23 protein-coding genes are annotated in these 24,909 nt (G+C 46.5%); 9 read left to right on the top strand and 14 right to left on the bottom strand.

Annotated elements, in window-relative coordinates:
* Positions 1-11: 11 nt before the first annotated feature.
* Both QUB35_RS23555 and QUB35_RS23550 read right to left on the bottom strand, forming a co-directional pair.
* Positions 12-1,574, bottom strand: coding sequence for a pentapeptide repeat-containing protein (locus tag QUB35_RS23555; protein WP_333104756.1), 1,563 nt, complete (start codon positions 1,572-1,574; stop codon positions 12-14).
* Positions 1,575-1,670: 96 nt separating this feature from the next.
* Positions 1,671-3,233 carry a pentapeptide repeat-containing protein gene (locus QUB35_RS23550; RefSeq protein ID WP_333144116.1) on the bottom strand — a complete coding sequence of 521 codons (1,563 nt, stop codon included), beginning with the start codon at positions 3,231-3,233 and terminating at the stop codon, positions 1,671-1,673.
* Positions 3,234-3,271: 38 nt separating this feature from the next.
* Between QUB35_RS23550 and QUB35_RS23545 the strand changes: the two genes are divergently transcribed.
* The 4 genes from QUB35_RS23545 to ccmS all read left to right on the top strand — a co-directional run bounded on the left by QUB35_RS23545 (position 3,272) and on the right by ccmS (position 6,981).
* Positions 3,272-4,111: a prephenate/arogenate dehydrogenase gene (locus QUB35_RS23545; protein WP_333144115.1), complete on the top strand. Its 840-nt coding sequence runs from the start codon at positions 3,272-3,274 to the stop codon at positions 4,109-4,111.
* A 401-nt stretch (positions 4,112-4,512) separates the two neighbouring features.
* Positions 4,513-6,225, top strand: coding sequence for an ABC transporter ATP-binding protein (locus tag QUB35_RS23540; RefSeq protein WP_445252064.1), 1,713 nt, complete (start codon positions 4,513-4,515; stop codon positions 6,223-6,225).
* A gap of 44 nt (positions 6,226-6,269) precedes the next feature.
* A complete protein-coding gene (locus QUB35_RS23535; RefSeq protein ID WP_333144113.1) occupies positions 6,270-6,398 on the top strand; it encodes a hypothetical protein in 129 nt (42 codons plus the stop codon).
* 148 nt (positions 6,399-6,546) lie between these two features.
* Positions 6,547-6,981: a beta-carboxysome assembly chaperone CcmS gene (ccmS, locus tag QUB35_RS23530; protein ID WP_333144112.1), complete on the top strand. Its 435-nt coding sequence runs from the start codon at positions 6,547-6,549 to the stop codon at positions 6,979-6,981.
* 88 nt (positions 6,982-7,069) lie between these two features.
* Here the strand turns inward: ccmS and QUB35_RS23525 are convergent, their stop codons facing one another.
* The 3 genes from QUB35_RS23525 to QUB35_RS23515 all read right to left on the bottom strand — a co-directional run bounded on the left by QUB35_RS23525 (position 7,070) and on the right by QUB35_RS23515 (position 9,661).
* On the bottom strand, positions 7,070-8,005 hold the full coding sequence (locus QUB35_RS23525; RefSeq protein WP_333144111.1) for a fused MFS/spermidine synthase: 936 nt from the start codon (positions 8,003-8,005) through the stop codon (positions 7,070-7,072).
* A 318-nt stretch (positions 8,006-8,323) separates the two neighbouring features.
* Positions 8,324-8,923: an adenylate/guanylate cyclase domain-containing protein gene (locus QUB35_RS23520; protein WP_333144110.1), complete on the bottom strand. Its 600-nt coding sequence runs from the start codon at positions 8,921-8,923 to the stop codon at positions 8,324-8,326.
* A 6-nt stretch (positions 8,924-8,929) separates the two neighbouring features.
* Complete coding sequence (locus QUB35_RS23515; protein WP_333144109.1) at positions 8,930-9,661, bottom strand: response regulator; 732 nt, start codon at positions 9,659-9,661, stop codon at positions 8,930-8,932.
* 325 nt (positions 9,662-9,986) lie between these two features.
* On the opposite strand from QUB35_RS23515, the gene QUB35_RS23510 reads away from it, so the two are divergent.
* The gene (locus QUB35_RS23510; RefSeq protein WP_333144108.1) at positions 9,987-10,349 is read left to right on the top strand and encodes a hypothetical protein; all 363 of its coding nucleotides are present in this window, start codon (positions 9,987-9,989) and stop codon (positions 10,347-10,349) included.
* A gap of 645 nt (positions 10,350-10,994) precedes the next feature.
* Here the strand turns inward: QUB35_RS23510 and QUB35_RS23505 are convergent.
* Complete coding sequence (locus QUB35_RS23505; protein ID WP_333144107.1) at positions 10,995-11,444, bottom strand: iron chelate uptake ABC transporter family permease subunit; 450 nt, start codon at positions 11,442-11,444, stop codon at positions 10,995-10,997.
* 196 nt (positions 11,445-11,640) lie between these two features.
* Here QUB35_RS23505 and QUB35_RS23500 point away from each other — a divergent pair, with 196 nt between their 5' ends.
* The 3 genes from QUB35_RS23500 to QUB35_RS23490 are packed head-to-tail and all read left to right on the top strand — an operon-like array spanning position 11,641 to position 14,041.
* Positions 11,641-12,087: a SufE family protein gene (locus QUB35_RS23500; protein ID WP_333144106.1), complete on the top strand. Its 447-nt coding sequence runs from the start codon at positions 11,641-11,643 to the stop codon at positions 12,085-12,087.
* A gap of 14 nt (positions 12,088-12,101) precedes the next feature.
* Positions 12,102-13,016 carry an alpha/beta hydrolase gene (locus QUB35_RS23495; RefSeq protein ID WP_333144105.1) on the top strand — a complete coding sequence of 305 codons (915 nt, stop codon included), beginning with the start codon at positions 12,102-12,104 and terminating at the stop codon, positions 13,014-13,016.
* Between the two features lie 59 nt (positions 13,017-13,075).
* A complete protein-coding gene (locus QUB35_RS23490) occupies positions 13,076-14,041 on the top strand; it encodes a DUF6282 family protein (RefSeq protein ID WP_333144104.1) in 966 nt (321 codons plus the stop codon).
* On the opposite strand, the gene QUB35_RS23485 is transcribed toward QUB35_RS23490, so the two are convergent.
* From QUB35_RS23485 to QUB35_RS23465, 5 genes are all read right to left on the bottom strand, one after another.
* Complete coding sequence (locus QUB35_RS23485) at positions 14,021-14,260, bottom strand: hypothetical protein (RefSeq protein ID WP_333144103.1); 240 nt, start codon at positions 14,258-14,260, stop codon at positions 14,021-14,023. The genes QUB35_RS23490 and QUB35_RS23485 overlap by 21 nt on opposite strands.
* Positions 14,217-17,348, bottom strand: a complete 3,132-nt coding sequence (locus tag QUB35_RS23480) for a right-handed parallel beta-helix repeat-containing protein (RefSeq protein ID WP_333144102.1) — start codon at positions 17,346-17,348, stop codon at positions 14,217-14,219. The genes QUB35_RS23485 and QUB35_RS23480 overlap by 44 nt, the downstream gene beginning before the upstream one ends.
* A 335-nt stretch (positions 17,349-17,683) precedes the next feature.
* The gene (locus QUB35_RS23475) at positions 17,684-18,859 is read right to left on the bottom strand and encodes an ATP-grasp domain-containing protein (RefSeq protein WP_333144101.1); all 1,176 of its coding nucleotides are present in this window, start codon (positions 18,857-18,859) and stop codon (positions 17,684-17,686) included.
* Positions 18,860-18,882: 23 nt separating this feature from the next.
* Positions 18,883-19,944 carry a DMT family transporter gene (locus QUB35_RS23470; protein ID WP_333144100.1) on the bottom strand — a complete coding sequence of 354 codons (1,062 nt, stop codon included), beginning with the start codon at positions 19,942-19,944 and terminating at the stop codon, positions 18,883-18,885.
* A 142-nt stretch (positions 19,945-20,086) separates the two neighbouring features.
* A complete protein-coding gene (locus QUB35_RS23465; RefSeq protein WP_333144099.1) occupies positions 20,087-20,587 on the bottom strand; it encodes a thioesterase family protein in 501 nt (166 codons plus the stop codon).
* A 555-nt stretch (positions 20,588-21,142) separates the two neighbouring features.
* On the opposite strand from QUB35_RS23465, the gene QUB35_RS23460 reads away from it, so the two are divergent.
* Positions 21,143-21,994: a universal stress protein gene (locus QUB35_RS23460; protein WP_333144098.1), complete on the top strand. Its 852-nt coding sequence runs from the start codon at positions 21,143-21,145 to the stop codon at positions 21,992-21,994.
* Positions 21,995-22,113: 119 nt separating this feature from the next.
* Here the strand turns inward: QUB35_RS23460 and psbM are convergent, their stop codons facing one another.
* The 3 genes from psbM to QUB35_RS23445 form a co-directional block, all read right to left on the bottom strand.
* Positions 22,114-22,227, bottom strand: a complete 114-nt coding sequence (gene psbM / locus QUB35_RS23455; RefSeq protein WP_015177760.1) for a photosystem II reaction center protein PsbM — start codon at positions 22,225-22,227, stop codon at positions 22,114-22,116.
* Between the two features lie 294 nt (positions 22,228-22,521).
* Positions 22,522-22,818, bottom strand: a complete 297-nt coding sequence (locus QUB35_RS23450; protein WP_006631487.1) for a 2Fe-2S iron-sulfur cluster-binding protein — start codon at positions 22,816-22,818, stop codon at positions 22,522-22,524.
* 148 nt (positions 22,819-22,966) lie between these two features.
* A complete protein-coding gene (locus QUB35_RS23445; protein WP_333144097.1) occupies positions 22,967-24,814 on the bottom strand; it encodes a TolC family protein in 1,848 nt (615 codons plus the stop codon).
* Positions 24,815-24,909: the final 95 nt, after the last annotated feature.

The raw sequence follows: 24,909 nt of genomic DNA, 5'->3' as shown, positions 1-24,909 counted from the left end.
ATTTATAGTATTTACTCACCGAGCTGATAAAAGCTTTTGACAAACTCAATGACCGTATTTAGCGGCGGGGTGGTAAATCTTTGGGCTTTAATTGCAGGACTGATAGAGGTTTTGTTGACTCCGGGCAAATTTGTCAAGTTTCTGCCAAAATCTGGGTGATAGTGAATCATCAAAGTTTCGGCGCTGGAGTTAGCCAGTACAGTTTGGGTAGGCGATTGGAAAAAACTTGACATCGGTTCGCGATCGAGGCGAATCGGCTGAATTTTCATTTCCCCTATTTTTCTCATTGTTTTGGTCAGGGCGACGTTTAATTGCACTACCATATTTGAGACTCTGACGCCCAGGTTATTACCACTTTGGGGTTGAATCATCTTGATCAGAGTCATCAAATTTTTCTGAGTAAATGCTGCATCACTAAAGGGAATAATCGCCACGAAAGCTGTGGGAAATAGTTGATCGTCCTGCTCTATTCTAAATGATATGATTGTGCGTCGGGAATTAACTTCGATACTGGGAGGATGGTTCAAAGCAGGGTATTGACGGGCTATTTGGCGGTAGGTAGCTGCCAGGACAAAGTTAGCATCCGGGTCGAGGGGTCGATCGACAATAATTTGAACTGTCGGCGGTGTAGCATTGAAAAACCTTTGAGATTCTTCTGGGGTAAAGCGCTGAATGTGGCTGCGATCGCCGTTAGGACTCAGGTCAACCCAATCGCAGGTAATGTCATCTGCTTTCACATCAAACCTAGACACCGCGTAAATTTTTGCCCCCGTCAGGGCCGCCCCCGTCAAATCTGCGCCCACCCAATCAGCGTGAATCAAATTCGCTTGAGTCAAATCCGCGTGTACCAGAGTAGCGTTCAACAGATTGACATTGCTCAAATTTGCCCCGTACAAGTTGGCCCCGCTCAATCTCGCTTCATCGAGGTCAGCACCGGTCAGGTTCGCCCCGCTGAGGTCAGCCCACCGGAGATTAGCGCCTCGCAAGTCAGCGCCGCTGAGGTTGGCCTGAGAGAGATTAGCTTGTCTGAGTTCGGCATTGCAGAGGTTGACTCCTCGCAAGTCTGCCCTGCTGAGGTCGGCTCTGTGCAAGTTAGCCCGTTCCAAGTTGGCCGCGGTTAGGGAAGCGCCTCTAAGGTGAGCCCCGCTGAGGTCGGCTTGCTCTAGATTGGCTTCTCTGAGGGTTGCTTCTCTCAAATCTGCTTCGCTGAGGTTTGCCCCGCTCAAGTTGGCACTGCTGAGGTTTGCTCGGATCAGTTCGGATCTGATCATTGTAGCTTCGACGAGTTGGGCTTCGCTGAGGTCGGCTCGAATCAAGTTAGCCACGTTGAGGATAGCGCCGCTGAGGTTGGCTTTGTGGAGATTAGCACCGCTGAGTCTGGCAACATTGAGTTTGGCTTTTCTCATGTTGGCGTTTGACAGATTGGTGCCGCTCATGTTGGTGAGGCTCAAGATTGCCTCACTGAAATTAGCCCCGCTGAGATCGATCCTGCTGAGATTTGCCTCGCAAAGGAGAATGGCAGTAAAGTCTCTTTCTCCTGCTGCATATTTGGTGATGAGTTCTTCGGCATCCATGCTTTTCAATTTCCCTGATGTGTTAGCTAGAACAAAGCTTTGTTGTGCCAACCTTTAAACTAGAATAAGCATTTTTTGTAACTTGATGCAATATGCCTAAACATCTATATTGTGGAAGCCTTTTATAAAATCCAAAATGCTACTGATATTAGTTTGAGCCAATTTTGTGCTTTCGGCTAACTTACCAGAGGTTGAGTTACTTGGGTCGTATTTTTTAATCAGGCGCTTGCCGAAGGCTGGGTGGTGATATACGCTGAGTCTTTGGTCGCGGGAATTAATTAAGAGCATCTGTGTAGGAATTTGAAAAAAATTGATGCTTTCGCCGATTTTGGGAAAAGAACTGGAAATTTTGATTTGGTCTACTTTGCTGATAGCTTGGTTGAGAGCTTTGCTGCATAACTGGACGTGTTTAGATTCTTTGACGTTAAGTTTGCCTGCATCGTGGGATTGAATCATTTTCATCAAAGCTATTAGGTTTTTTTGAGTTATGGCAGCGTCGTTAAAAGGAATGATGGCAACGTAAGCGGTGGCAAATAATTTATCGTCACTGTCCATTTGAAAGGCGAGTACGGTGCGCCTGGAGCTGACTTCGATCGTGGGAGGCTGACTTAAACTCGGGTATTGTTGGGCAATTTGGTAATAAGTTGCAGCTAGCGCAAAATGAGCGCCTTGGTCTAAGGGCGAGTCAATCACAATCCGAACTGTGGGCAAGGTTTCGTGAAAAAATTCCTGGGTTCCTCCCGAGTTCAACCAGTAAATTTGGCTGTGGTCGCCGTTGGGGCTGAGATCGACCCACTTGCAGGTCATGCCTTCGGTTTTGATGCCCAGCCGCGAAACTGCGTGAAGTTTGGCTCCGGTTAAGGTGGCTCCGGTTAAGTCGGCTCCAATCCAGTCGGCGCGAATCAGATAGGCATTTGACAGGTCGGCGTGAACTAAGCTGGCATTCAGCAAGTTGGCGTGGCAGAGGTCGGCTCGGCTGAGGTCGGCACCGCTCAATTTGGCTTCGCTGAGGTCGGCCCAGCGAAGATTGCACCCGCTGAGGATTGCCCAGCGCAAATTGACGCCGCTGAGGTCGGCGCCGCTGAGTACGGCTTGAGTGAGGTTGGCTTGTCTCAGTTCTGTGCCTCGCAAGTCGGCGCCGCTGAGGTCGGCTCGGCTGAGGTCTGCTCCTTGCAGGTTGGCTTGTTCGAGGTTGGCTTCTGTCAAGCACGCGCCGCTGAGGTGAGCGCCTCGAAGGTTGGCTTGAGCGAGGTTGGCTCCTCGAAGGGTGGCTTCGGTGAGGGTGGCGCCGCTGAGGTTTGCGCCGCTGAGGTTTGCACCGCTGAGTTCGGCTCTAATGAGCTCGGCTCTGATCAGTTTGGCCCCTGTGAGTATGGCTTTTTTGAGGTCAACTCGCACTAGGTAAGCGACGTTGAGGTCGGCGTCGGTGAGGTCGGCGCCGCCTAGATGGGCGCCGCTGAGTCTGGCGATGTTGAGTTTGGCACCTGTGAGGTTGGTTTTGCTGAGGTTGGCTCCGCTCAGGTTTGCTACACTCAGATTCGCACCCTTGAGGTTGGCTCCGCTCAAGTTGACGCCGCTGAGGTTGGCCTCAGTCAGGTTGATTCCGGCAAAATCTCTTTCTCCGGCGGCATATTTTTTCAGGAGTTCCTCGACTGTCATGGGGGCGGCACCGTATCAAATATCCCCATTTTATTGCTATGAATATCGGTATTGTAGGACTGGGTTTAATTGGTGGCTCGATCGGGCTGGATTTGCGATCGCGCGGGTTTAATGTTTTTGGGGTTTCGAGTCGGCAGCAGACTTGCGATCGGGCGCAAGCTCGCGGTGTTGTCAATGAAGCCAGCATAAACCTGTCTCTGATGGCAGCAGCCGATGTGGTTTTTATTTGCACGCCACTGGGGTCGATCGAGCCGATCGTCCGAGAGTTGGTGCCCTATCTTTCCCCTGATACTATTGTAACCGATGTCGGTTCCGTAAAAACACCCATAGTACAGGCTGTGTCTCCTCTGTGGCCGAATTTTGTGGGGGGACACCCGATGGCGGGGACTGCTGAAAGCGGAATTGAGGCGGCGGTAAAGGATTTGTTTGTGGGCCGGCCTTATGTGGTGACGCCGACTGCCCAGACGCCGACGCTTGCGGTGGATAAGGTTGAGGAAATTGCGCGGTTGCTGGGTGCGTCGGTTTACCGGTGCGATCCGATCGAGCACGATCGAGCTGTGGCTTGGATTTCTCATTTGCCGCTGATGGCGAGCGCGACGCTGCTTGCTGCGTGCGATCGAGAGGGCGATCGGGATATTGTGAATTTAGCCCAACATTTGGCGAGTTCGGGTTTTCGGGATACGAGCCGCGTTGGGGGCGGCAATCCCGAGCTGGGAGTGATGGTGGCAAAGTACAATCGAGAGGAATTATTGCGATCGCTCTCTATTTACCGCGACAGTCTCGACGAGTTCATCAGCGATATCAAAGCCGAAAATTGGCAATGTCTCGAACACAAGCTGAAGCTGACTCAACAAGCGAGACAGAATTACAACTTGTGATCCCAAATTTACCAGCCAATTCAACCAGTAATTGACGTTCAGGTGGATGCCCAAATAGTTGGTGTAGTCGCTAAAATAAAGCGAGTGTTAACGTTTAAAGCGTAGCCTGGGGCTATTTCTCCGTTTTTAATAACTGGTGTCTAAACCAGGCGAAAAGCCCGTTCTAAAAGACAATTTCTTAGTTGTGGAACGGGCATCTTGCCCGTTCGGAACAGGCGAAAAGCCCGTTCTAAAAGACAATTTCTTAGTTGTGGAACGGGCATCTTGCCCGTTTCTAAAGCTGTGAGAGTAGTGCAAAATCTAAAAATTGCCCAATTACCCCCAATCCTCAATTGTCACCAAATCCATCAAAACCTGTCCATCCCCTAAAGCGGCTGCTGAAGTACGGGCGCCGCTACCGCATGAAAGCTTGGCTGGCAAGTATCTGTTCGCTGCTGAATAAATTCTTTGATTTAGCGCCGCCAGCATTAATCGGTATTGCCGTTGATGTGGTGGTGAAACAGCAAGATTCTATCCTCGCTCAGTGGGGCATAAAAGATGTTTTTTGGCAACTGGCTCTTATTACTCTTTTGAGCGCGGTTGTTTGGACGTTGGAATCTCTTTTTGAATATGCCTATGATTATTTGTGGCGCAATTTGGCTCAGGATATTGAACACGATTTGCGTCTGGAAGCTTACAGCCATTTGCAAGAATTAGAATTAGCTTATTTTGAAGAACGCAGCACGGGCGGTTTGATTTCTATTCTCAACGATGATATCAATCAACTCGAACGTTTTTTGGACGACGGCGCTAATGAGGTGATTCAGGTAATTACAACGGTTGTTGTGATTGGTGCGGCTTTTTTTGCTGCTTCTCCTGGTGTTGCTGGGCTGTCAATGCTGCCGATACCTTTTATTATTTGGGGTTCGATCGCCTTTCAAAATCGCCTTGCTCCTTTCTATGCTGATGTGCGGGAAAAGGTGAGTTTTCTGAACGGGCAACTGTCGAATAATTTGATGGGAATTACTACTATTAAAAGTTTTACTTCCGAAGATTATGAAATTCAGCGCATCGAAGCACAAAGCCAAGCTTACCGGCAAAGCAACCGACGGGCGATCGTACTTTCGGCAGCTTTTATTCCGCTGATTCGGGTTGTGATTTTCTTAGGGTTTATTGCAACGCTATTTCTGGGCGGTTTGGAGGTTGTGGCGGGCCGGTTGTCTGTGGGAACTTACAGCGTTTTGGTGTTTTTGACCCAGCGGTTGCTGTGGCCTCTGACTCGCCTGGGAAATACTCTGGATCAATACCAGCGCGCTATGGCTTCTACTAATCGGGTGATGAATTTGTTGGATACTCCGATCGCAATTCGCACGGGTGATATCCGGCGGCCTGTTAGTTCGATTAAGGGTGAGCTAGAATTTAAAAATGTTACTTTTTCTTACAATCAAAGAAAACCGATTTTGCAGTATTTTTCCCTGACTCTGCCGGCGGGAAAAACTACTGCGATTGTTGGGGCTACTGGTTCGGGAAAAAGTACGCTGGTGAAACTAATATTGAGGCTGTACGAGGTACAGTACGGCAATATTTATCTCGACGGTATAGAATTAAATAGCCTGAATTTAAAAGATTTACGCAGAGCGATCGGATTGGTGAGTCAAGATGTGTTTTTATTTCACGGTACGGTGGCAGAAAATATTGCTTACGGCAGTTTTGAGGCTAACAATCGAGAGATAGTAAATGCTGCTAAAATTGCCGAAGCGCACGAGTTTATCGTACAATTGCCGGACGGTTACAACACTATTGTAGGGGAACGCGGTCAAAAATTGTCGGGGGGGCAACGGCAGCGAATTGCAATTGCGAGGGCTGTTTTGAAGAATCCGCCGATTTTGATTCTTGACGAAGCTACTTCAGCGGTGGATAACGAGACTGAGGCGGCAATTCAGCGATCGCTCGAACGAATTACCAAGAATCGCACTACAATTGCGATCGCCCACCGTCTTTCTACTGTCCGCAATGCCGATTGCATTTGTGTCATGGAAGAGGGGCTGGTGGTAGAATCGGGGCAGCACGAACAACTGATCGAACAGGACGGAATTTATGCGGCGCTCTGGCGCGTGCAATCTGGTATAAGATAGAAACGCAGCGGTTTTGGGTAATTGGGAATTGCGGGAGCATCTCAATGAAAGCAGCAAAGCTCGAAATTGGAATTAGGAGTCAGGAGTCAGGAGCCAGGAGAAAAGAGTCAGAAGGAAGAAGAAAGAAGTGTTTTTGCAAATATGAGATGCTCCCGGGAATTGCTAATTTGTAATTGGGGATGGGCTATTGGGCATGGGTAACTAATGACAACAGTCAACTGCCAACTGCCAACTGCCAACTGCCAACTGCCAACTGCCAACTGCCAACTGACTACTGACTGCTGACTGTAAAATATTAGTTTATACAAACAAGAAGAGAAAATGTTTCTATTTGATAGCCCTGAGTCCAAACCCAACGAAAATAGCTGGAGTCGGAAATTAGATAAATTTGTGAAAGCTAATCAACATGAATTGGCTGCTTTGGCTTGGGGGCTATTTCTGGAAAGGGGAGAAGAAAGCGAGGAGATTTTGGCAATTGATATTGCAGAAACTGCGCGTTTTGTGTATTGTAAGAAAGAGGCGGTTGAAGAGTTGAACCGTCAAGTTAAAAGCCATATTCAGGAAGTTGTAGGTGTGTTGAACGCTCACAAGCCTGAGAAGGAAGTGGCCATTTTGGCGATCGGCGAAGGTCAAATTAAGTTGATTCTTTTTGAACCTAAGCCTGAACCTCCTGTTTGTTTTGAGGAAGCTGCAACAGATGTTGATACATTGTTGGCTAAGCTAGAACAGCAGATGGTTGAATGTATGAAAGGATAATGTAAAATGCAATCCCCGTTCGATACCCCCAGCCGTTAAATTGCTGCGGGGTTCAGGATATCCTGTTTTTTGAGCCGTTGCTCACTTATCAGAATAACCAGCAATCAAAATAACCAGCGGGCGGCGAATCGTCATGAAAAATTTGAGCTTTGTCTAAATTAGGTATAGCTTCCGCCAATTCTCTACCTACTTTTACCTCAAGCGCCCTGTCTGTTAATGGAAAGGAAAATTGATAGCTATCTTGCAAATATTTTGCCTTAGCAACAATCTCATCTTTCTCTAAAATCTGGCTGTTGCTACCAATCAAAATGCTATTACTTTCCTGGCCAACACACACGCACACCTGAGAAAACACACTTTGAAGAGTCGTGATTTTTTCGGCATAAAACTGATCTCTTTGCAGCAGATTTGCTATCACAACTCCCTCGCTTGACAAGTGTTTTTCGCAGATTTGATAAAATTCTTTTGTGGATAAGCGGTGCGGAAAGTAGCCGTTGCCAAAAGCTACGTCGATCATGATGATATCGTACTGAGTATCTGATTTTTGCTGCTCTAAATACTCTCTGCCGTCTTGAATTGTTACAGTTAGCCGATCGTCCAATTTTACCCCAAAACACTGTGTAGCTGCTTCGATCGCGATCGGGTCTACATCCGCACATTCTATAACAGTTTCCGGCAAATAGTGGTGCAAAACTAAGGGAATTCTGCCGCCGCCAAATCCAGCCATATAGATTCTTTGAGGTTGGCTTTGCCACACTAAACCCAACATCATCGCCTGAGTATATTCAGACACTAGATGTAAAGGATTGTTGAAATCGAAAATAGATTGCAGTAAATCTGTATGCTGATTTACTTTTTCTACTAAAGATAGCTTAATGTGCGATCGATCTTTTGTGACTGCAACATAGTGAACACCAGACTCTTTGCAAAAAATAACTTTGTCTGGCTGTTGCTGCAGCCAAGCCAGCCGCTGTCCAATAGCGGATAAATTAATAGATTGCCAAGTTTTGTGTTCCTCAATCATCTGATTTTAAATTTTATTTAAATTCGATATTCTCTAAGAATATAGCCTCATCAACCCGGTTTCTACAAAAATGGCTGAGTCGCCCGGTATCTGCGAAGAAACCGGGTTTCTAATCAAGGCTGGGGCCAGTCAGTCGATTTTAGATTTTAGATTTTAGATTTTAGATTTACCCCACAGATCAATCTGGGATCTTGAACTAGGGTCTAAAATTTTTATCTTTCCACGACTTAAGTCGGTGGCTTGTATCCGTTTTTGGGCTGGGTCATGTCTCATTTTCCAGCAGGGCGAAGAACGAGAAGACAACAGAAATTCACCCGATTACAGCCGCTTGTACGCCACCAACTCCAAACCTGAAACCGAAAGTTCCACTTTTTCCCAATCTTGCTTGTCACCTTCTAACTTTTCAAAGGCTGCTGAAGTGAGCAAAATCTCTCCCCGTTCCGCCACATCCTCTCCCAGCTTAGATGCCAGATTAAATTCCGATCCGTACATATCCTCTCCTTCCAGCATCAAAACATCGCCACAGCCAATACCAATGCAGAGGTAAATATCCATCTCCGGCGGCAGTGTGGTGTTGACAGCCGCCGTTTGTTTCAAAGAGTCGATCGCAGCTTCCACCGCTGATTTTACATCAGTAAAAACTGCAAAAATATTGTCTGCTTCCTCCTTAACTACAGTGCCACCGTATTCTGAAATTATCGGTTTGACAATTCCGTGCATCCGGTGAATCATTGCCAAAAAATGAATAATTCCGTAGCGGACTGTCGTGCGCGAAAATCCCGACATATCCATTACTAAAATTGCGTAATTTTTGCGGAAAGTGGCATTAATTTTTTCATCAATTTCCGCCATTCTTTCGGGATGTTCGTTTCTTTCTTGCAGCAACTTTTCCAAGTTAGCGCGGTTATTTGTTTTCATTTTAGTTTAATTAAATTCCCAATCGCGACACAGTTCTTGAGGGCGGCCAGCAGGATGCACCGCACAATTGATGCCATCCTTACCGTAATAATAATCGCACACTTTGCAGGGTTTAGTTTGCTCTAATTTTTTCATCAAAATTGTCCGGATTGTCTGGACTCGGTTGCGATACTTGTTTGCATTCGAGTGACTCGGTTCAATTGCCAAAGCTTGCTCGAAAGCTGCTAAGCTGGAATCGTACAATTTAATAATTTGGGCGCTGTATTTTGTCCAAGCATCGGCATGGCTTTGATACAGTTCGACTGTACTTAAGTTTAAAATCCCGTATTCTGTCCAAGCGTCGGCTGAAGCTCGATCGAACTTAATATTGGCATTGAGCAAAACTTTTTTGATCGTTGCCAAAAGTTCCCTCGGCTGCCAAGGTTTGCTAACATAAGCCTCGGCGCGATCGCCCTGGAACCTCGCAAATAAAGCTAACTGCTGTCCCTTGCCTGTTAAAAAAACAACTGGTAGATTCCGAGTTTCGGGATTAGCTTTAATTAAACGACAAACCCCGTAGCCGTCTAGACGGGGCATTATGACATCTAATAATACTAAATCAGGGCAATTTTTTTCAATTTTATCCAGCGCTTCCACACCGTCAGATGCCTGAATTACATTCAATCCGCTGCATCTCAACTGATGTGAAATGCACTCGCGCTGGCTGCGGGAATCTTCCACCACTAAAACTGTACTCATCACTCCCCACCTGGTTTTTGAGGTAAACTTGTTCGTTGCTTCGAGTAACCCTTGCTGAAATCAGTTTACCCACATTGGAAGAGTTTGTTATCACTGGCAAGCTAAATTTACTCAAATTGCAACAAATCTTAAACAGGGGAGCCAAGGTGATACTTATCAGAAAATGCTGGTTGCTAATACGCGGACAATTATTCGAGATTTAGGGGGCAAATATTCGGCTTTTAAGCCTTAATAACGGCAAATCGTACTGATATCGGACGAAAACCTTGTTGAATTGCAACAGATAATCGGCTACTGTGTACGTTGAAGTTCTTAAGGACGACAAATGAATCGATTGCTCCTCACTTTATTGGTAAGTCCGACGCTGTTTGGATCTTTGATGTCTTTGAGCGCGATCGCAAATCCCGCTCAAATTGGCGAAACACCAAGCCAATCGGCTGATTCGCCTCAATGCGTGCGATCGCCCCACACTCAGCGTCTGACTTGCGTGCGGCTTCCTGGCAAGTCTGCTGCTGTGGCTTCTAAGCCGAGAATTACTTGGCAGCGCCCGGGTGAAGAACGGGTGGCGATGCTGGATTTTTCGGAAGAAGAAAGCGATGCGGCGGCGGCGCTGTTTGGCTGCGACTGCCAAGCGTGTATCAACTCGCTGCGGCAGTTGCGCGGTTTGCCACCTCTGGATCTGACTTGAGGCCGATCGATCGGATATCTTGCATCATTCTCAATTAACCTTTTATGAACAGGCTTTTCGGCCTGTTCCACAAGAAAATTTATCTTTTGTGGAACAGGCCGAAAAGCCTGTTACTGACAAGGGTGCGCGCTTTTGAGTGCCTTTAGCTTTCTCACTTTTAGAGAAATTATAGTCAATTTGTTCTGTTCCATCATTTATAGAGATTTTTTATCTCTCAAAATCGGATCTCTACTTTTTAGCTAAAACTTGTTTAAGTTGAGCAGTTGCTTGCTCAATTTTTTCGATACTGCCGGGGTTGACCAATCCGTAGTAGTCAAAAACGTAAACTCGATTATTTTTGGTGGCTGTTAGTTGATTCCAAAATGAATCCGATTTAAATTGGTCTAAAATTCCTTCTCCCCGATCGACTATAGCAATCCTAAATCATTCTCATAATTATTGTAGGGGCAATCCCCCCGTGGTTGCCCGATAGATAGGGGGTAGGCACGGGGGCACTACCCCTACAAATTTATCGGAATCATTTAGGATTGCTATATAATGATTACTTCGGGATTAGCCTCTAAAACCTTTTCCGCTGAAAGCGTTACGTAGCCTCGCACGGGGCTATCTCCTTGCAATTGGGCTGCGACATTTTTCACGTTAAACTTATCCAGCAAATCTCCAGCCCAACTGCTTTGATTGGGTGATAAAATCGATCGAAGTTAAAATAGCACCTATCCAAGCCGCCAAAGGCACCCAAGTTTGAAATATTCCCAAAGTCAGCATGGTAATCGCAACCAACCCTGCACCAGCCGAAATTCCTAATACAAAAGGATCGGCTAAACCGTTGCGGAGCAAACCTTGCAGCAAAGCCCCCGACATTCCTAAAGCCGCACCAACCGTCAGCGCCGCCGCAACTCTGGGCAAACGCAATTCCCACAAAATAGTTTGATTGACAGCATCACCTCGGTGCAGAAATGCTTGCCACAATTGATCTGAACTCATCGGCACCGCACCAAAAGAAAGCGAAAGGGCGATGGTTAATAGCAAACCCAATCCTAAAAAGACAACTGCCGGAAAAATGCGATGTTGTAGCCAGAGTTTTTGCAGAGTCACTACATTACACCACAATCTTGATTAACAGCACTAAATACCATATTTCCTCTGTTTTGAATGCTCGAACTCGTTAACTACAATAACAATAACCCATTCACCTGAAGACGGCTTCAGTGGGAGCAGATGAGCAGGCGATCGCACCCGCCGCCAAAATTAAATGTATAATATTAACGAAGTAAACCGCTACGAGTGAATCATGTCCGCAAACACCGCGCTACCCGCAGCCCTAGCTAAAATCGTTCAGCGCTTTCAGCGACATTCCGATCCCAAACAGCGCTACGAACAACTGCTGTGGTATGCCAAGAGACTCCCAGCATTTCCCGAAAGCGACAAACTGCCGGAAAACAAGGTTTCTGGCTGCGCGTCGCAAGTTTATGTTACTGCAAATTTGGCAGAAGGAAAAGTATTGTTTCAAGGCGATTCAGACGCTCAGTTAGTCAAAGGATTAGTTGGCTTGCTGGTGGAAGGTTTGAGCGGCTTAACGCCTGCTGAAATTGTCACCATTACCCCAGATTTTATTCAAGACACGGGATTGAATGTGAGTCTGACACCCTCCCGCGCTAACGGATTTTACAACATCTTTCAAATGATGAGAAACAAAGCCCTTGCTTGCGAAGTGAGCAAGCAAGCCGAAGCAAATTAAAAGAATAAACAGCCATGACTCAAACTACAAATTTAACAAAATCAGGTTCTGGCAACTATCCCGCCGCAGTTCAACAATATCTCTGGAATTGGCAAGAAACGCAAATCAAAGTTATTTACGAAACCAGAGGACAGGGAAATCCTGTATTGCTGCTGCCGGCTTTCAGTACGGTTTCGACGCGAGAAGAAATGCGTCCTTTAGCAGAATTGTTAGCTCCTAAATTTCAAGTTGTGAGCTTAGATTGGCCGGGTTTTGGCGAATCTGATCGGCCGCGAACCGACTATCAACCGCAATTATACCATCAATTTCTCAAGGATTTTGTTGAGTCAATTTTTAAGAGTCCTGTGGCTGTAGTTGCAGCCGGTCACGCGGCGGGTTATGTGATGCAATTAGCCCAATCACAGCCCAATGTTTGGTCAAAGATTGTCTTAGCTGCGCCGACTTGGCGCGGGCCTTTGCCGACGATGAGCAAACAGCAAAGCGGGTGGCACGGAATGGTGAGAGAATTAGTACGATCGCCCTTACTGGGACAATTCCTATACAAACTCAACACTGCGCCGTCATTCCTCAGTTTGATGTACCGCCGCCACGTCTATGTTGATGCAGCTAAAGTCACGCCGGATTTCATCCAAAGCAAATGGCAAGTGACGCAAAAACCCGGTGCTCGATACGGTTCCGCGGCCTTTGTGACTGGTGGTTTAGATACGGCAAAAGTGCGATCGGAATTTACAGATAAATTTCAACAGTTAGCAGTGCCGATGATGGTTGTAATTGCTGAGAATGCGCCGCCAAAATCAAAGGCTGAAATGGCAGCATTAACGGAATTACCGGGTGTTGAATCGCGAGTTATTCCTGGTTCTTTGGGTATGCACGAAGAGAATGCAGAAGCTTTGGCAAATGCGATTCAATCTTTTATTGGAGAGGATTAAGAGGGGATGAACCGCAGAGGGCGCAGAGAACGCAGAGGGGAGAAGGGAAGAGGGGAGGAATGCAAGCTGTTTTTTTTACGTTAGTTTGGATGGTTTGCTATTGGTTTTGTCTGCCAGTTTATGCTGTCGGAGATTCGCCGATAATCAATTTGCCACAGAGTACGATTGAAGGTGCGATCGACTTTCACATTCATTCTTCTCCTGATGTGATTCCCCGCAGGTTGGATGATTTTGAGGTAGCGAAATTAGCTGCTAGGGCGAAGATGAAAGCTGTTGTATTGAAAAATCATTATGCCAGCACAGCAGCGCGGGCAGTTTTGGTTAATAAAATAGTACCAGAAATCCAAGTTTTCGGAGGAGTTGTTCTTAATCATTCGGTAGGCGGCATTAATCCCGACGCTGTTAACGCAATGCACCGCATAGGTGGCAAATACGGTAAAGTAGTGTGGCTACCAACGGTTGATGCTGAGCATCACTTGCAGGTTTTTCACAAGTCGGGAAGGGGGATTAAAGTTGCGGAAAATGGCAAGGTTTTACCGGAAACAGCAGCGGTGTTGAAGATTGTGGCAAAAGAGAATTTGGTATTGGAAACCGGTCATATTTCCTCAGAAGAAGTGATGGCGGTTGTCGGTGAAGCCAACCTGCTCAAGATTAAGAACATCCTGATTACCCACGCAATGGCGGATGTACCCGGTTTATCCCTAGAAAATATGCAAACAGTCGCCGCAGCCGGAGCTTTTCTAGAACTAGCATTTGTGAACGATTTGATGGGAGAAAATGCCGCTGATGACGGACACAAAAACTGGCATCAAGTTCCTATTAGTAAAATGGCAGCAGCGATTAAACTAATAGGAGCAGAGCATTTTGTGATGAGCACGGATTTAGGAAGGAAACCCGATCCTTTACCTGCAGAAGGCTACAAATTATTTGTGAAAAAATTGATAGGTGAAGGCATTTCTCCGCAGGAAATTGATTTAATGATGAAACACAATCCAGCTCGATTGTTAGGCATTGAGAATTGGTAATTGGTAATTGGGTATTGGCAATCGGGGATTGGGAATCGCTAATTGGGAATTCTCTTTCCTCTTCCTTCTTCCTCCTTCCCTCTTCCTTCTGCCTTCTGCCTTCTGCCTTCTGCCTTCTTCCTCCTTCCCTCTTCCCTCTGCCTTCTGCCTTCTGCCTTCTGCCTTCTTCCTTCTTCTATTCTTGATTGCCTTTGTCGCGCAGGTATCCGTTATCTGCAATGCGCCAAGCACCCCCAGCATTGCCCGTTAAATCGCAATCTTCCACGGTAGCAATGCCATCTGTGTAAACGGCGATCGCCTCACCTTCATTACCATTAATCCGACACCGGCGCACGATCAATTTTCCTCCCAATCCGACACCTATTCCCAAACTGCCGTTGTCAAAAATACTGCAATCTTCCACCGTTGCTTTCCCATTATCCGATATAAAAATTCCGTTCCATACCCCATCATGAATTTGACTGCGGCGGAGGATAGAAGTTGCATCAGGGCCGCAAATTCCCACCACAGAATAGTCCGCAGAAGTGATATCGCTGTCTTCTATGATTAACTCGCCTTTGCGAATATCTACAGCGTAATATTTCCCAGTAGCGCTCAGGGTTAAACCCCGCACTAAAGCCGTATCAGTTGCCATTTTAATGCAGTTTGAGTTGATACTTTCAACCACAATGCGATCGACATCTCCGCTGCCGATAATTTCTACCGATTTGTCGAGAATTAGACTTTCGCGGTAAACGCCTGGATGCACGTCAATGCGCGTGCCAGGTGCTGCATTTTTCAGGGCTTCGCTAATAGTAGTATAATCGCCTTCACCCTGCTGAGAAACAACAAATCCTTGACTCTTCCCAACTTTGGTATCTGAAGTAGATGCTTTAATTTGCCCTGACTTCGACTCAAAATGCTCAGATTGTCGATCGCCCGCTTCGGAAAGTTGCGATGTTAGCTGCAAGCGTTCTTGATAAACTGTCTCTAGCTGATGTTCTAACTCGCATACTTGAGATATAAGTTGAGCTTGATTCTGATTGGCTGTCTCGATTTGACTTTGAGTTTCCGAGAGTTGAGAATAAAGGTGCGATCGTTCTCTGTTAGCAGTTTCTAGCCCAGATGCCAATTCAGAGCGACTTTGACGCACACTTTCTAACTGATTTTCTAACTCAAAGATTTGAGATTGAAGTTGATCTTGATTCTGATTTGCTGTCTCGATTTGACTTTGCAATTGGGAAATTTGAGAAGTTAGCTGAGATTCCAATTCAGTGCGACTTTGACGCACACTTTCTAACTGGTGTTCTAACTCCGAGATTTGAGATTGAAGTTGAGTTTGATTCTGATTGGCTGTCTCGATTTGACTTTGGAATTCCGATATTTGAGAAGTTAGCTGAGATTCCAATTCAGAGCGACTTTGACGCACACTCTCTAACTCATGTTCTAACTCGGAGATGTGAGATTGAAGTTGATTTTGATTCTGATTGGCTGTCTCGATTTGACTTTGGAATTCCGATATTTGAGAAGTTAGCTGAGATTCCAATTCAGAGCGAGTTTGATGCACACTTTCTAACTGGTGTTCTAACTCCGAGATTTGAGATTGAAGTTGATTTTGATTCTGATTGGCTGTCTCGGCTTGACTTTGAATTTCCGAGAGTTGAGAAGAAAGTTGCGATCGTTCGGTGTTAGCAGTTTCTAGCTGAACTTCTAATTCAGAGCGAGTTTGACGCAGGCTATTTAGCTGATTTTCTAAGTCCGATACTTGAGATTGAAGTTGAGTTTGATTCTGATTAACCGTCTCGATTTGACTTTGGGATTCCGAGAGTTGAGAAGTGAGTTGAGATTCCAATTCAGAGCGACTTTGACGCACACTTTCTAACTGGTGTTCTAACTCGGAGATTTGAGATTGAAGTTGAGTTTGATTCTGGTGGGCTGTCTCGGTTTGACTTTGGGATTCCGAGATTTGAGAAGTGAGTTGAGATTCCAATTCAGAGCGATTTTGACGCACAGTTTCTAACTGGTGTTCTAACTCGGAGATTTGAGATTGAAGTTGAGTTTGATTCTGGTTGGCTGTCTCGGTTTGACTTTGCAATTGGGAGAGTTGAGAATAAAGTTGCGAGCGTTCTGTGTTAGCAGTTTCTAGCTGAACTTCTAATTCAGAGCGAGTTTGACGCACAGTTTCTAACTGGTGTTCTAACTCCGAGATTTGAGATTGAAGTTGAGTTGGGATCTGGTTGGCTCTCTCGATTTGACTTTGCAATTGGGACAGTTGAGAATAAAGGTGCGATCGTTCTGTGTTAGCAGTTTCTAATTCAGCTTGCAGTTCTGATAACTGAGACTGGAGTTGCGAGCTATCTCCCTCCTTGCGCTGTATCTGAGACTCCAATTCTGACAACTCAGACAGCAGTCTCTCTCGCTCTACAACAACCATTTCGGATTGAAGTTGTACTTCATGAAGTTGAGAGTTTAACTGCATCTTCTCCAGATTAGCTGCTTCTAACTGTCTTTGCAGTTCTAATAATTCCAATGGAGGTTGCTTTGCTTGTTGGCGAGCGGTTTGCAATTGAGAGTTGAGTCTTTTGCGTTCTTGCTCTGCACTCTCCAATTGAGCTTGTATATCTGACAATTCCGAAGTAAATTGCGATCGCTCTGCTTCGACTAATTGCAGTTGAGCTTGCAAACCCGACAGTTGAGACTGAAGTTGCTGCCGCTCTTCAATGGAGCGATCGAACTTAATTTGAATTTCCGACAACTGGTACTGTACCTGCAATCTGCTTTGAGTAGCCGTTTCCAACTGACTCTCAAATTCCGACAGCAGAGCGTGAAATTGAGAACGTTCTGCATCAACCGCCTCTAACTCTGCTTGCATTTCCAGCAATTGAGCGTTAAGTTGCGATCGCTCCTGATCCGCAACTTCTAACTGATCTTTAAGTTCGGCCACTTCTCCTAACTGCGACTCAGCTTGTTGAGCATTTTCTAGCTGAAACTGCAAATCAGCAATCAGAGAATCAATCTGCGATCGATCCTGGGCAATTCCTGTCAAAAATTCTTCCATTTCCGACACTTGATTTTTTAACAATTCTTGCTCGCCCGTCACAGTTTCCAACCGACTTTGCAACTGAGACACTTCAGAATTTAGCTGATTTTCATTCTGCACCTTTTGTCGCAATTCCGAAGTTCTGGCATCCAACTGAGCAGCCAAATTCGATATAGCCTCCTGCGAACCCTGCATCCGCACCAAATTGCGTGAATTTCGCTTATTCAAAATTAGCCAGCAGACTAATGCCCCGCCTCCAAATCCTATGAATAAAAGTAATGCTTGCATTTGTTTTATCTAATTAATATCAATTGAGTTATTTTGAGACCGACCCAAAAATGGACATCTACCAATCGCTATCTTATATCGTTTCCGGTTGCATCGGAATAATAAAATCGAGTCAACAGTTAACACTCAAGCATTCAGTTTTACGACTGCGAGTCAACTGTCAACTGTCAACTGTCAACTGTCAACTGTCAACAATCATGAGGAGTGCCACCGGAATTGATATTACTCAAAACTATCACAACTTGCCAGCCTGTGTTCACTTGGATCGAGAATTTATATTTCTTTACAAATCCCTTTTGGTTACAGGTAAGGTGCAGCGCACCCTGCAAGTCCGATTAATGAAGCAAATCCACAATATGAGGAATAATTTCGATATGCTGAGTCAACAAATAATCCAACCTATCCGCCAGTAAACTAAAAATTAAATCGTTATAACTCATCCCGTATTCCGCCAAACCTAAAGCTACCAAACTCGTCACATTTTCCCCTGGATGTTTCAGATCCGGTTTCGGATTTGCTTCCAAAACATAAAGCGAGCCATCAGCATCACTTCGGACATCAATCCGCACCAAACTGTTCAAACTAAACTCCCAATAAATTGTTCGAGCTAACTCAATTAACTTTTGTTTTAGTTCTGGTTCCTCACCGCCCATCAACCGTCCTCGATCTGCCGTAATCGCCTTTTGATCCATAGAAGTAAAGATACGTTCGTCAGGCTCCAACACGCGCTCTATCGTGGAAAAAGCAAAAGGCTTTGTATTTTTAGAGAAACCGCCTTTAGCATATTTAACATAGCCACAAACCGCTACACAAAATTCTCGTCCCGGCAAATACTTTTCAATTAAAGCAGTATTGTGAGTGGAGCGGTGAACTTCCGAAACCGCCTGAGACAAACCCTCAATTTTGTCTACAAAATGAACGTGCAGCGAAGCGCGACCGGATACGGGTTTAACAACAAACGGCCCTTGATAGTCACCAAAAGCAATGGCAAAACGCTGATGCAAATTAGGCTGCAAAATCCCTTGAGAAGGATGCCAAGTCATAAACGGAGCGGTTTTAATTCCAACTGATTGCAGTTCCCGTTTAAAAGCGTGTTTGTTATCTAAAATTGAACTATTTAGAGGATTGTGACCGACATAAGGCATTCCCAACATTTCCAACAATGCGGGAGTGTGACAAACAGGATTGTAGCCCTGGACTCCGCCAGTATTCAGCCACACTAAATGGATATTTTTTTGTTTGAGTTGTTCCGGCAAATTCATGTCATCAGGCATGACAAAGACTTGCTGAAAGCCAATTTCTGCTAAGGCTTTAGCAATCTCGCGGGCGACTACTTCGTAACTTTTCCAAGAGCGGGGATTGTGAGTTTTGTAAATCACTGAGCCGGGGCGATCGCAGTCGCCGCCGAACACCACAGCAATCCGCAATTTAGCAAACAGCACCTCCAAATATTGAGGCAGCAAACTAAAGTCGTAATGCCAGCTATTGAGGCTGATTGATGTTGGAGTCATTTAAGTATTTTTTCCTTTTGGTTTCATTTTTTACCCACCGAACCGCTAGATTTTCCCAAATATATTCCCGCTAAAACCACAGAAAAAGCAAACCAATTAAACAAGCTCAAACTTTCCGAAAACAGCACCCAAGCCATAATCGCCGTAATTACGGGTTCTAGCAGCAGGAAAAAAGCTACAAATTCCGACGACAAACTACCGAGACTGTGGATAAGCAGTCCCTGACCGAAAGCTTGGCAAATCACGGCCAAAGCAATTACAGTCAGCCATCCCTGCCAAGAATAAGGGAAAACTCGATCGCCCGCAAGCAGAACCAGTGGCAAAACCAAGATACTGCCCATAAAACAGCGCCACATCAATATAGTTGTCGCCGGAAACTTGGTTCGCAAATGTTCTGAAATTAGCAGATTTCCTGCATAAAACATCGCCGATAAAAGAGCAGCAAAGTCGCCGGCAAGATTGTCTCCCGCAGTTTGCAAATCGTCCATTCCGATCGCAATTGCGCCGGACAAAGCCACCGCCAGTCCCACCAAAAACCTGTTGTCAAAGCGTCGCCCCAACAGCAGCCATCCCCCCAAAGTAGTAAATAAAGGAGTTAAGTTTCGCAGTACAGTAGAATTAGCGACATTAGTCTGACTCAGTGACCAGGCCCAGAAACCCACAGAAGCAGAAGAAACCACGCCTACGGCTATTAACAGCATCACATCCTGCAGAGTGTAGTTTGATCGCTCTTCAACTTGGGCCCCAGACATTCGGCGACGCATAGCACCCGCACCATTCCACACTCCAAATACTACAGTTGCTATCCACAAACGGTTAAAAACAGTAGCATTCGGGCTGATTTCCCGTTCGCTCAACCTAATAAAAATCGCCGCCAGCGACACCGCTAGCAGGGCCGCCGACAGCGATGCGATCGCCCAAATTTTGGCTTTACTGTCAGCTAATTCACCGTTTTTTAAACTTTCTGGCTTTCCCGAAACAAGAGTTTTGTCTTCAGTTTTTAAGGCAGAGTTTAACTCGGTTTTTTCCAAAATATTGCGCTGACGTTGAATATTTGGCTCTGGCAATTCCAGTTTTTTTGACATTATTAAAAGTTCCAATGAAGGCAGAAGGCAGTTGTGTAGGGTGCGTGACGAAAGAAAATTTGGGCGACGAATAAAGTGACTCAAAAGTCACGCACTCTACTTACTAAGGCTGCACCCACTATTTTTTATAGTTAACAGCAGCTTAGGTTGAAGGTTTAACAGAAAGCCTTGTCAAAGCCTCCTTCAGCGCCGGTGGCAATTGGCGGATAATCTTGTTCTTGTCACGATCGACACCAACCAAAGTTACCTGTGCTGTCACATATAACTCCTGAGTATCAGCCGATCGAATTTCGTAATCCCAAAGCAGCCGCACACCCTCGCTAGCAGCCATCCGCGTTCTGACTGCCACAGATTGACCCATTTGTACAGCCCGGTGGTAGCGCAGCGAAAGTTCCACCACGGGCAATTCCAAACCCTGCGCCACCCAGTCTGCATACTCGATGCCAAGAGATCGCAAACTTTCCACCCTAGCTTCCTCCATCCAAGCCAGATAAGTCCCGTGCCAAACCACACCGCTGTAGTCAGTATGGTGAGGGTACACTCGCACCAAATATTCAAACCAGCCCTCAGAGTCCATCCCCCGCCGATTTTGAATAGCACCAGCCGGTGCGAGTTCTGGTTGAGTTCGATCGTTCTCTAACACTTTACAAATCGTTCCAAAACGCTACATTTCTACAAATCATAAGACAAACTTCAGGCTTATGCTTGACAGTAAGCAACTAGAGTAATTGCTAGGATGATATTTTCCGAGACTTTTAGGTAATACTCATGACAATTGGTGTAGACTGAAGTAGCCTGCATAAAACCATCAGTAATGATGACTTGGACTTTCTCTCACTTATCTCAAGCTTTCCCTTGAGATCATCTCTGTAATCCTTGCGGTTCGAGGTTGGTCAAAACCAGTGAAGAATACACCTCCTTGATTTGTGCAAAATACGGTTAGAGCCATAAAAGTTAGGTGGCTCTAAAATTTTAAAAGGCCCCAACTGTGGTTAGAAAACACCAAGTTTGAGTAGCGCTTTAGGGATTTTCCTTAAAGCTTTGTGGGATACCACCATGCTCTGAGACCTGTCTGATGAGTGTGCTATATTCGGATTCTCTCAGGTTGTCGGAGATTGTCTGGATTAAAAGTATCAGTACCAACGCCCTAGTTTAACGTCGCACAAGAAAACTCAACTGTTTTTACCGCCAAAACCCCATGATAGAAAAAATTTTAGTAGCCGTCGCCGGTCGCGGCTTGTGCGAAGAGATGTTTAATATGTTGATGGACATCCCTTCCTTGCAACAAACCTCTGTCACCGTCTTGCACGTCGTGCCGCCGCAAGTAACCTCCGATGGCATGGCCGAGAAATTGGAAGAAGGAGGCAAGATTTTAGCACAAGCAGTCCAGTCTTTGAAAATAGATCCCAGCAAAGTCAACCCCCGGCTCAAACAGGGAGACCCGAAAACCACAGTTTGCCAAGTCGCAGAAGAAGAACAATCCGACTTAGTAATTATGGGTTCCCGGGGACTCGGACGGCTGCAATCGATTTTGGAAAACTCAGTCAGCCAGTACGTTTTCCAGCTAACATCCCGACCGATGTTGTTAGTAAAAGACGACATCTACGTCAAAAAAATCAAGCGAGTCATGGTGGCGGTAGACAAATCAGAATCTGCCAAACAGTCATTGCAGCTTGCGCTATCTTTGGTCAAAGAAGTCAGTGGCGGAGAGATAATTTTAGTACACGTCACCAAAGATTTGACGGGAAAAGCCAGCGAAGATTTAACAGCAAGTGCTGAAAAAGACCCCGTATTGGCCCCAGCAGTAGCACTAACCAAACAAATGGGAGTTAGCTACCGCTGCGTGAGTGCTACAGGCAAGCCAGGGGAAGAAATTTGTCGGATTGCAGACGACTTGAATGCCGACTTGTTGGTAATCGGTTCCCCGGATCGGCGACCCAACGTTGCCAAAAACTTTGTGGATATCGATCGACTCCTAGGAAATTCGCTATCAGACTACGTGCGAGTTTATGCCAACTGTCCCGTCTTGCTAGCCCGCACAGTCGGCTAGAATCTCATCATTAAGAGTTAGCAGCTAACACTCAACATTTAACAAAAAAAGCGCCTCAGCAAAAAGCTGTTGGCGCTTTTTTTGCAAGCAGCAAAGCCAGAGAGAAATAGCAGCAGTTGCTAATCTTTTCTGCCTTGACGGCTAGCTGTTTGAATGTACAGAATGATTAGAAAAACACTGGGAACCAATACAAACAGAATGGTTGCCACAAACCCTAAATCGTTAACTTCCATGAAGACGCTCGCCTCTATCGGAAAATAGAAAAACACACACAACTAGGATATCACTCAAAGGCAAAAGGCAAACTCGAAGACAGAAGAAGAGCTAACGGACAAGCGTCGAAACCCGCTTTCTGCCTGGATGCCTCGCTGCCCAATCTCTTATTTGTCCTAGAAACCAAGTTTCTTTTCCTAGGCAGGCAAAAGGCGTGATTATACAGTGAAATAGGAAAAAAAACACAATTATTGCATTCTGCATTTTTCTTTCCTTCTGCATTAGAGCATCTCTAGCCTTCTGCCTTCTGAAAGTCACGGTTTAGTCTTCACGCTCACCTGACCATTGACCATAGCTTGACAAGCCAATCGATAGTTTTCGGGCTTTTTCTTGAGCTTGCGGTTCTCAAAGTCAGTGCGGGGCGACAGATTTTCACTGCCCTCGACAATTTCCACAATGCAGGTGCCGCATTGACCAATGCCCCCGCAATTCATGAGCTTTCCCGAAAACGTGTACAAATCGATGCGGTTTTCTAGAGCTTTGAGCCTCAAATTGGCCCCGTCTGCTGCGATGACTTCCTGATTTTCCTTCACAAACTTGATATTGGCCATTGCCGATTCCTTAACGCAGTTGACATCGAACTCTATTACAAAATATTAACTAATGTGTCGGACGTTTAATACCCCGATGTCTAATTGCCTTTGTAATTAAAGGACGCGCGTGCGTAGCTATCCCGTAGGGAATCGCCCCAACCGAATCTCACGGAGCATCCGAGAGGTTATTAGTCGGAAGATTGCTCACAAAGCGCTGGAGAGACGAAAGCCCCAGGTTGTAGGTGATAATTGCCGACAATCGGCTTCTCTCAGCCCTAGTCAAATCAGTTTCCGCCTGAATCACATCCGTCTGAGTACCCACACCAGCTTGAAACCGCAGTCTCGCCAGACGCAGAGCTTCCCTTGACTGCAAAACCCCCGCCTCAGAAGTTTCGATATTCTCAAAACTCGATTCTAAGCCAAAATAAGCTTGTTCTACTTCCCGGCGAACCTGGTTGCGGAGTTGGTCGAATCGACTTTCGGCGATCGCAATATCAGCATCCCGCTGTCTCACCCTCGCGTTCGCCGCGCCCCCATCGAAAATACTCCAAGTCAGACTCGCCCGGATCGAATACCCGTCGGCCCACCCACGAGTCTCAAACGGGTTGGGGTCGTCAGGGTCTTGTCCCAGCACGTTGTAACTACCCCCAACACTCAGTTGAGGCAAACGCCCCGCCTGAATCGATCGCCTCTGCTGCTTGCTGATATCTCTCTGCACCAACTGCTGTTCCAACTCTGGGCGATTCTTAAAAGCCTGCACGATACTCTCTTCCAAAGACAGCCTCCAAGAGCCCGCTTGTTCTACCGGATCTGCCGCTGTCAAGTTCGCCGACTGGCTGATATTCAAAATCTCAGCCAGACGCCGCTGGGCAACTCGCTGATCGCGACGGGCCACTGACAGTTGTTGCACCTCGTTAGCCAAATTTGCCTGAGCCTGCAACACAGCAAACCGGGTTCCCACCCCTGCCCGTTCCAGGGCTTCGGCATCCCGCAAACTTTGCTGGGCATTTCTGACCGAAGCTTGGCGGATGGCAACTTGTCCGTCCGCGTTTTGCAAGTTGTAGTAAGCCTCAGCAGTGTCGAAGCGGAGTTCCTCGGCTTGGCGTTCCACATCCAGTTCCCGAAGGCGCAACTGTTCCTCTGCAGCGCGGATGTTAGCCCGCCGCCTTCCGAACAAATCGATGTCATAGTTCAACTGCAAAGTGCTGTTGAGACTGTTGCTGCCTAAATTTTGCCGAGCTTGCTCGGCGGGCTGCCCGGTTCCGTTAGCCCGAGAGTTGTTGAAGCGCTGCTGAGCCCGGACTCCGAGTTCTCCGCCTGCAGTCACAGAGCGGCTGGCGTCCATTTGAAAATTCAGGTCTGGATAAAGAGCAGCTTGCTGTTCGCGCAAAGCGGATCTGCTTTGTTCCACCTGCTGTCCGGCGATTTGCAAAACTTGGCTGTTGCGGCGCGCGAGGTCGATCGCCTGCTGCAAGGTAATTGGCTCAGTTTGCTCGATCCTGACATCCTCCGGGTTTGTCGGAAACAGCAGCGGGTTCGGGTTGGGTTCCAGGGAAGCCGGAGGCTTGGTGTCTAAAATGCCCCTCGGAGGGAGAGGGGGGAAACTTTCGTTCGGAGTGCCCCGGAGAATTGGTACCGGGGAACTCGGCACAGGAACATTGTTGGGAGGGTTTGGGGAAGGCTGCTGAGTCTGTGTCGGTTCCAACCCTCTTAGAGGCGTTGAACCGGCCTGAGACAGAGTTGATGGGGAAGCCGGAGCAGCCTGTTGAGGCTTTGATGCTTGCTCCGGCCCGGCTGGGGGGTTAAGGGCGATCGACTCTTCGGCCTGTGATGCTGATTCTGCCACTTTGTTCGAGGCCGATCGAACATTCTGCCCTAATTCGACGAGCTGATTGCTAGGGGCCAAGCTGTCCTGAGACTGAGCCGGAGGCTGTGCTGAAGCACTCTGTGCGGCGTTGCCCAAAGTAATTGCAGCGCCCACTCCGACTACGATGATTTGACGAAAAACACGCATAATTTTTTAATTACTCTGCAATCCTAGAGACAATTTTAGAGCAAGATTGAGGTCTCAAGTTTCTAGTCTGTAGCCTGAACTCGACGGTTACAAGT

Origin of the sequence: Microcoleus sp. B13-B6 (assembly GCF_036705405.1) — a bacterium.
Lineage (GTDB): Bacteria > Cyanobacteriota > Cyanobacteriia > Cyanobacteriales > Microcoleaceae > Microcoleus.
This window is presented reverse-complemented; position numbering and strand designations above follow the sequence as displayed.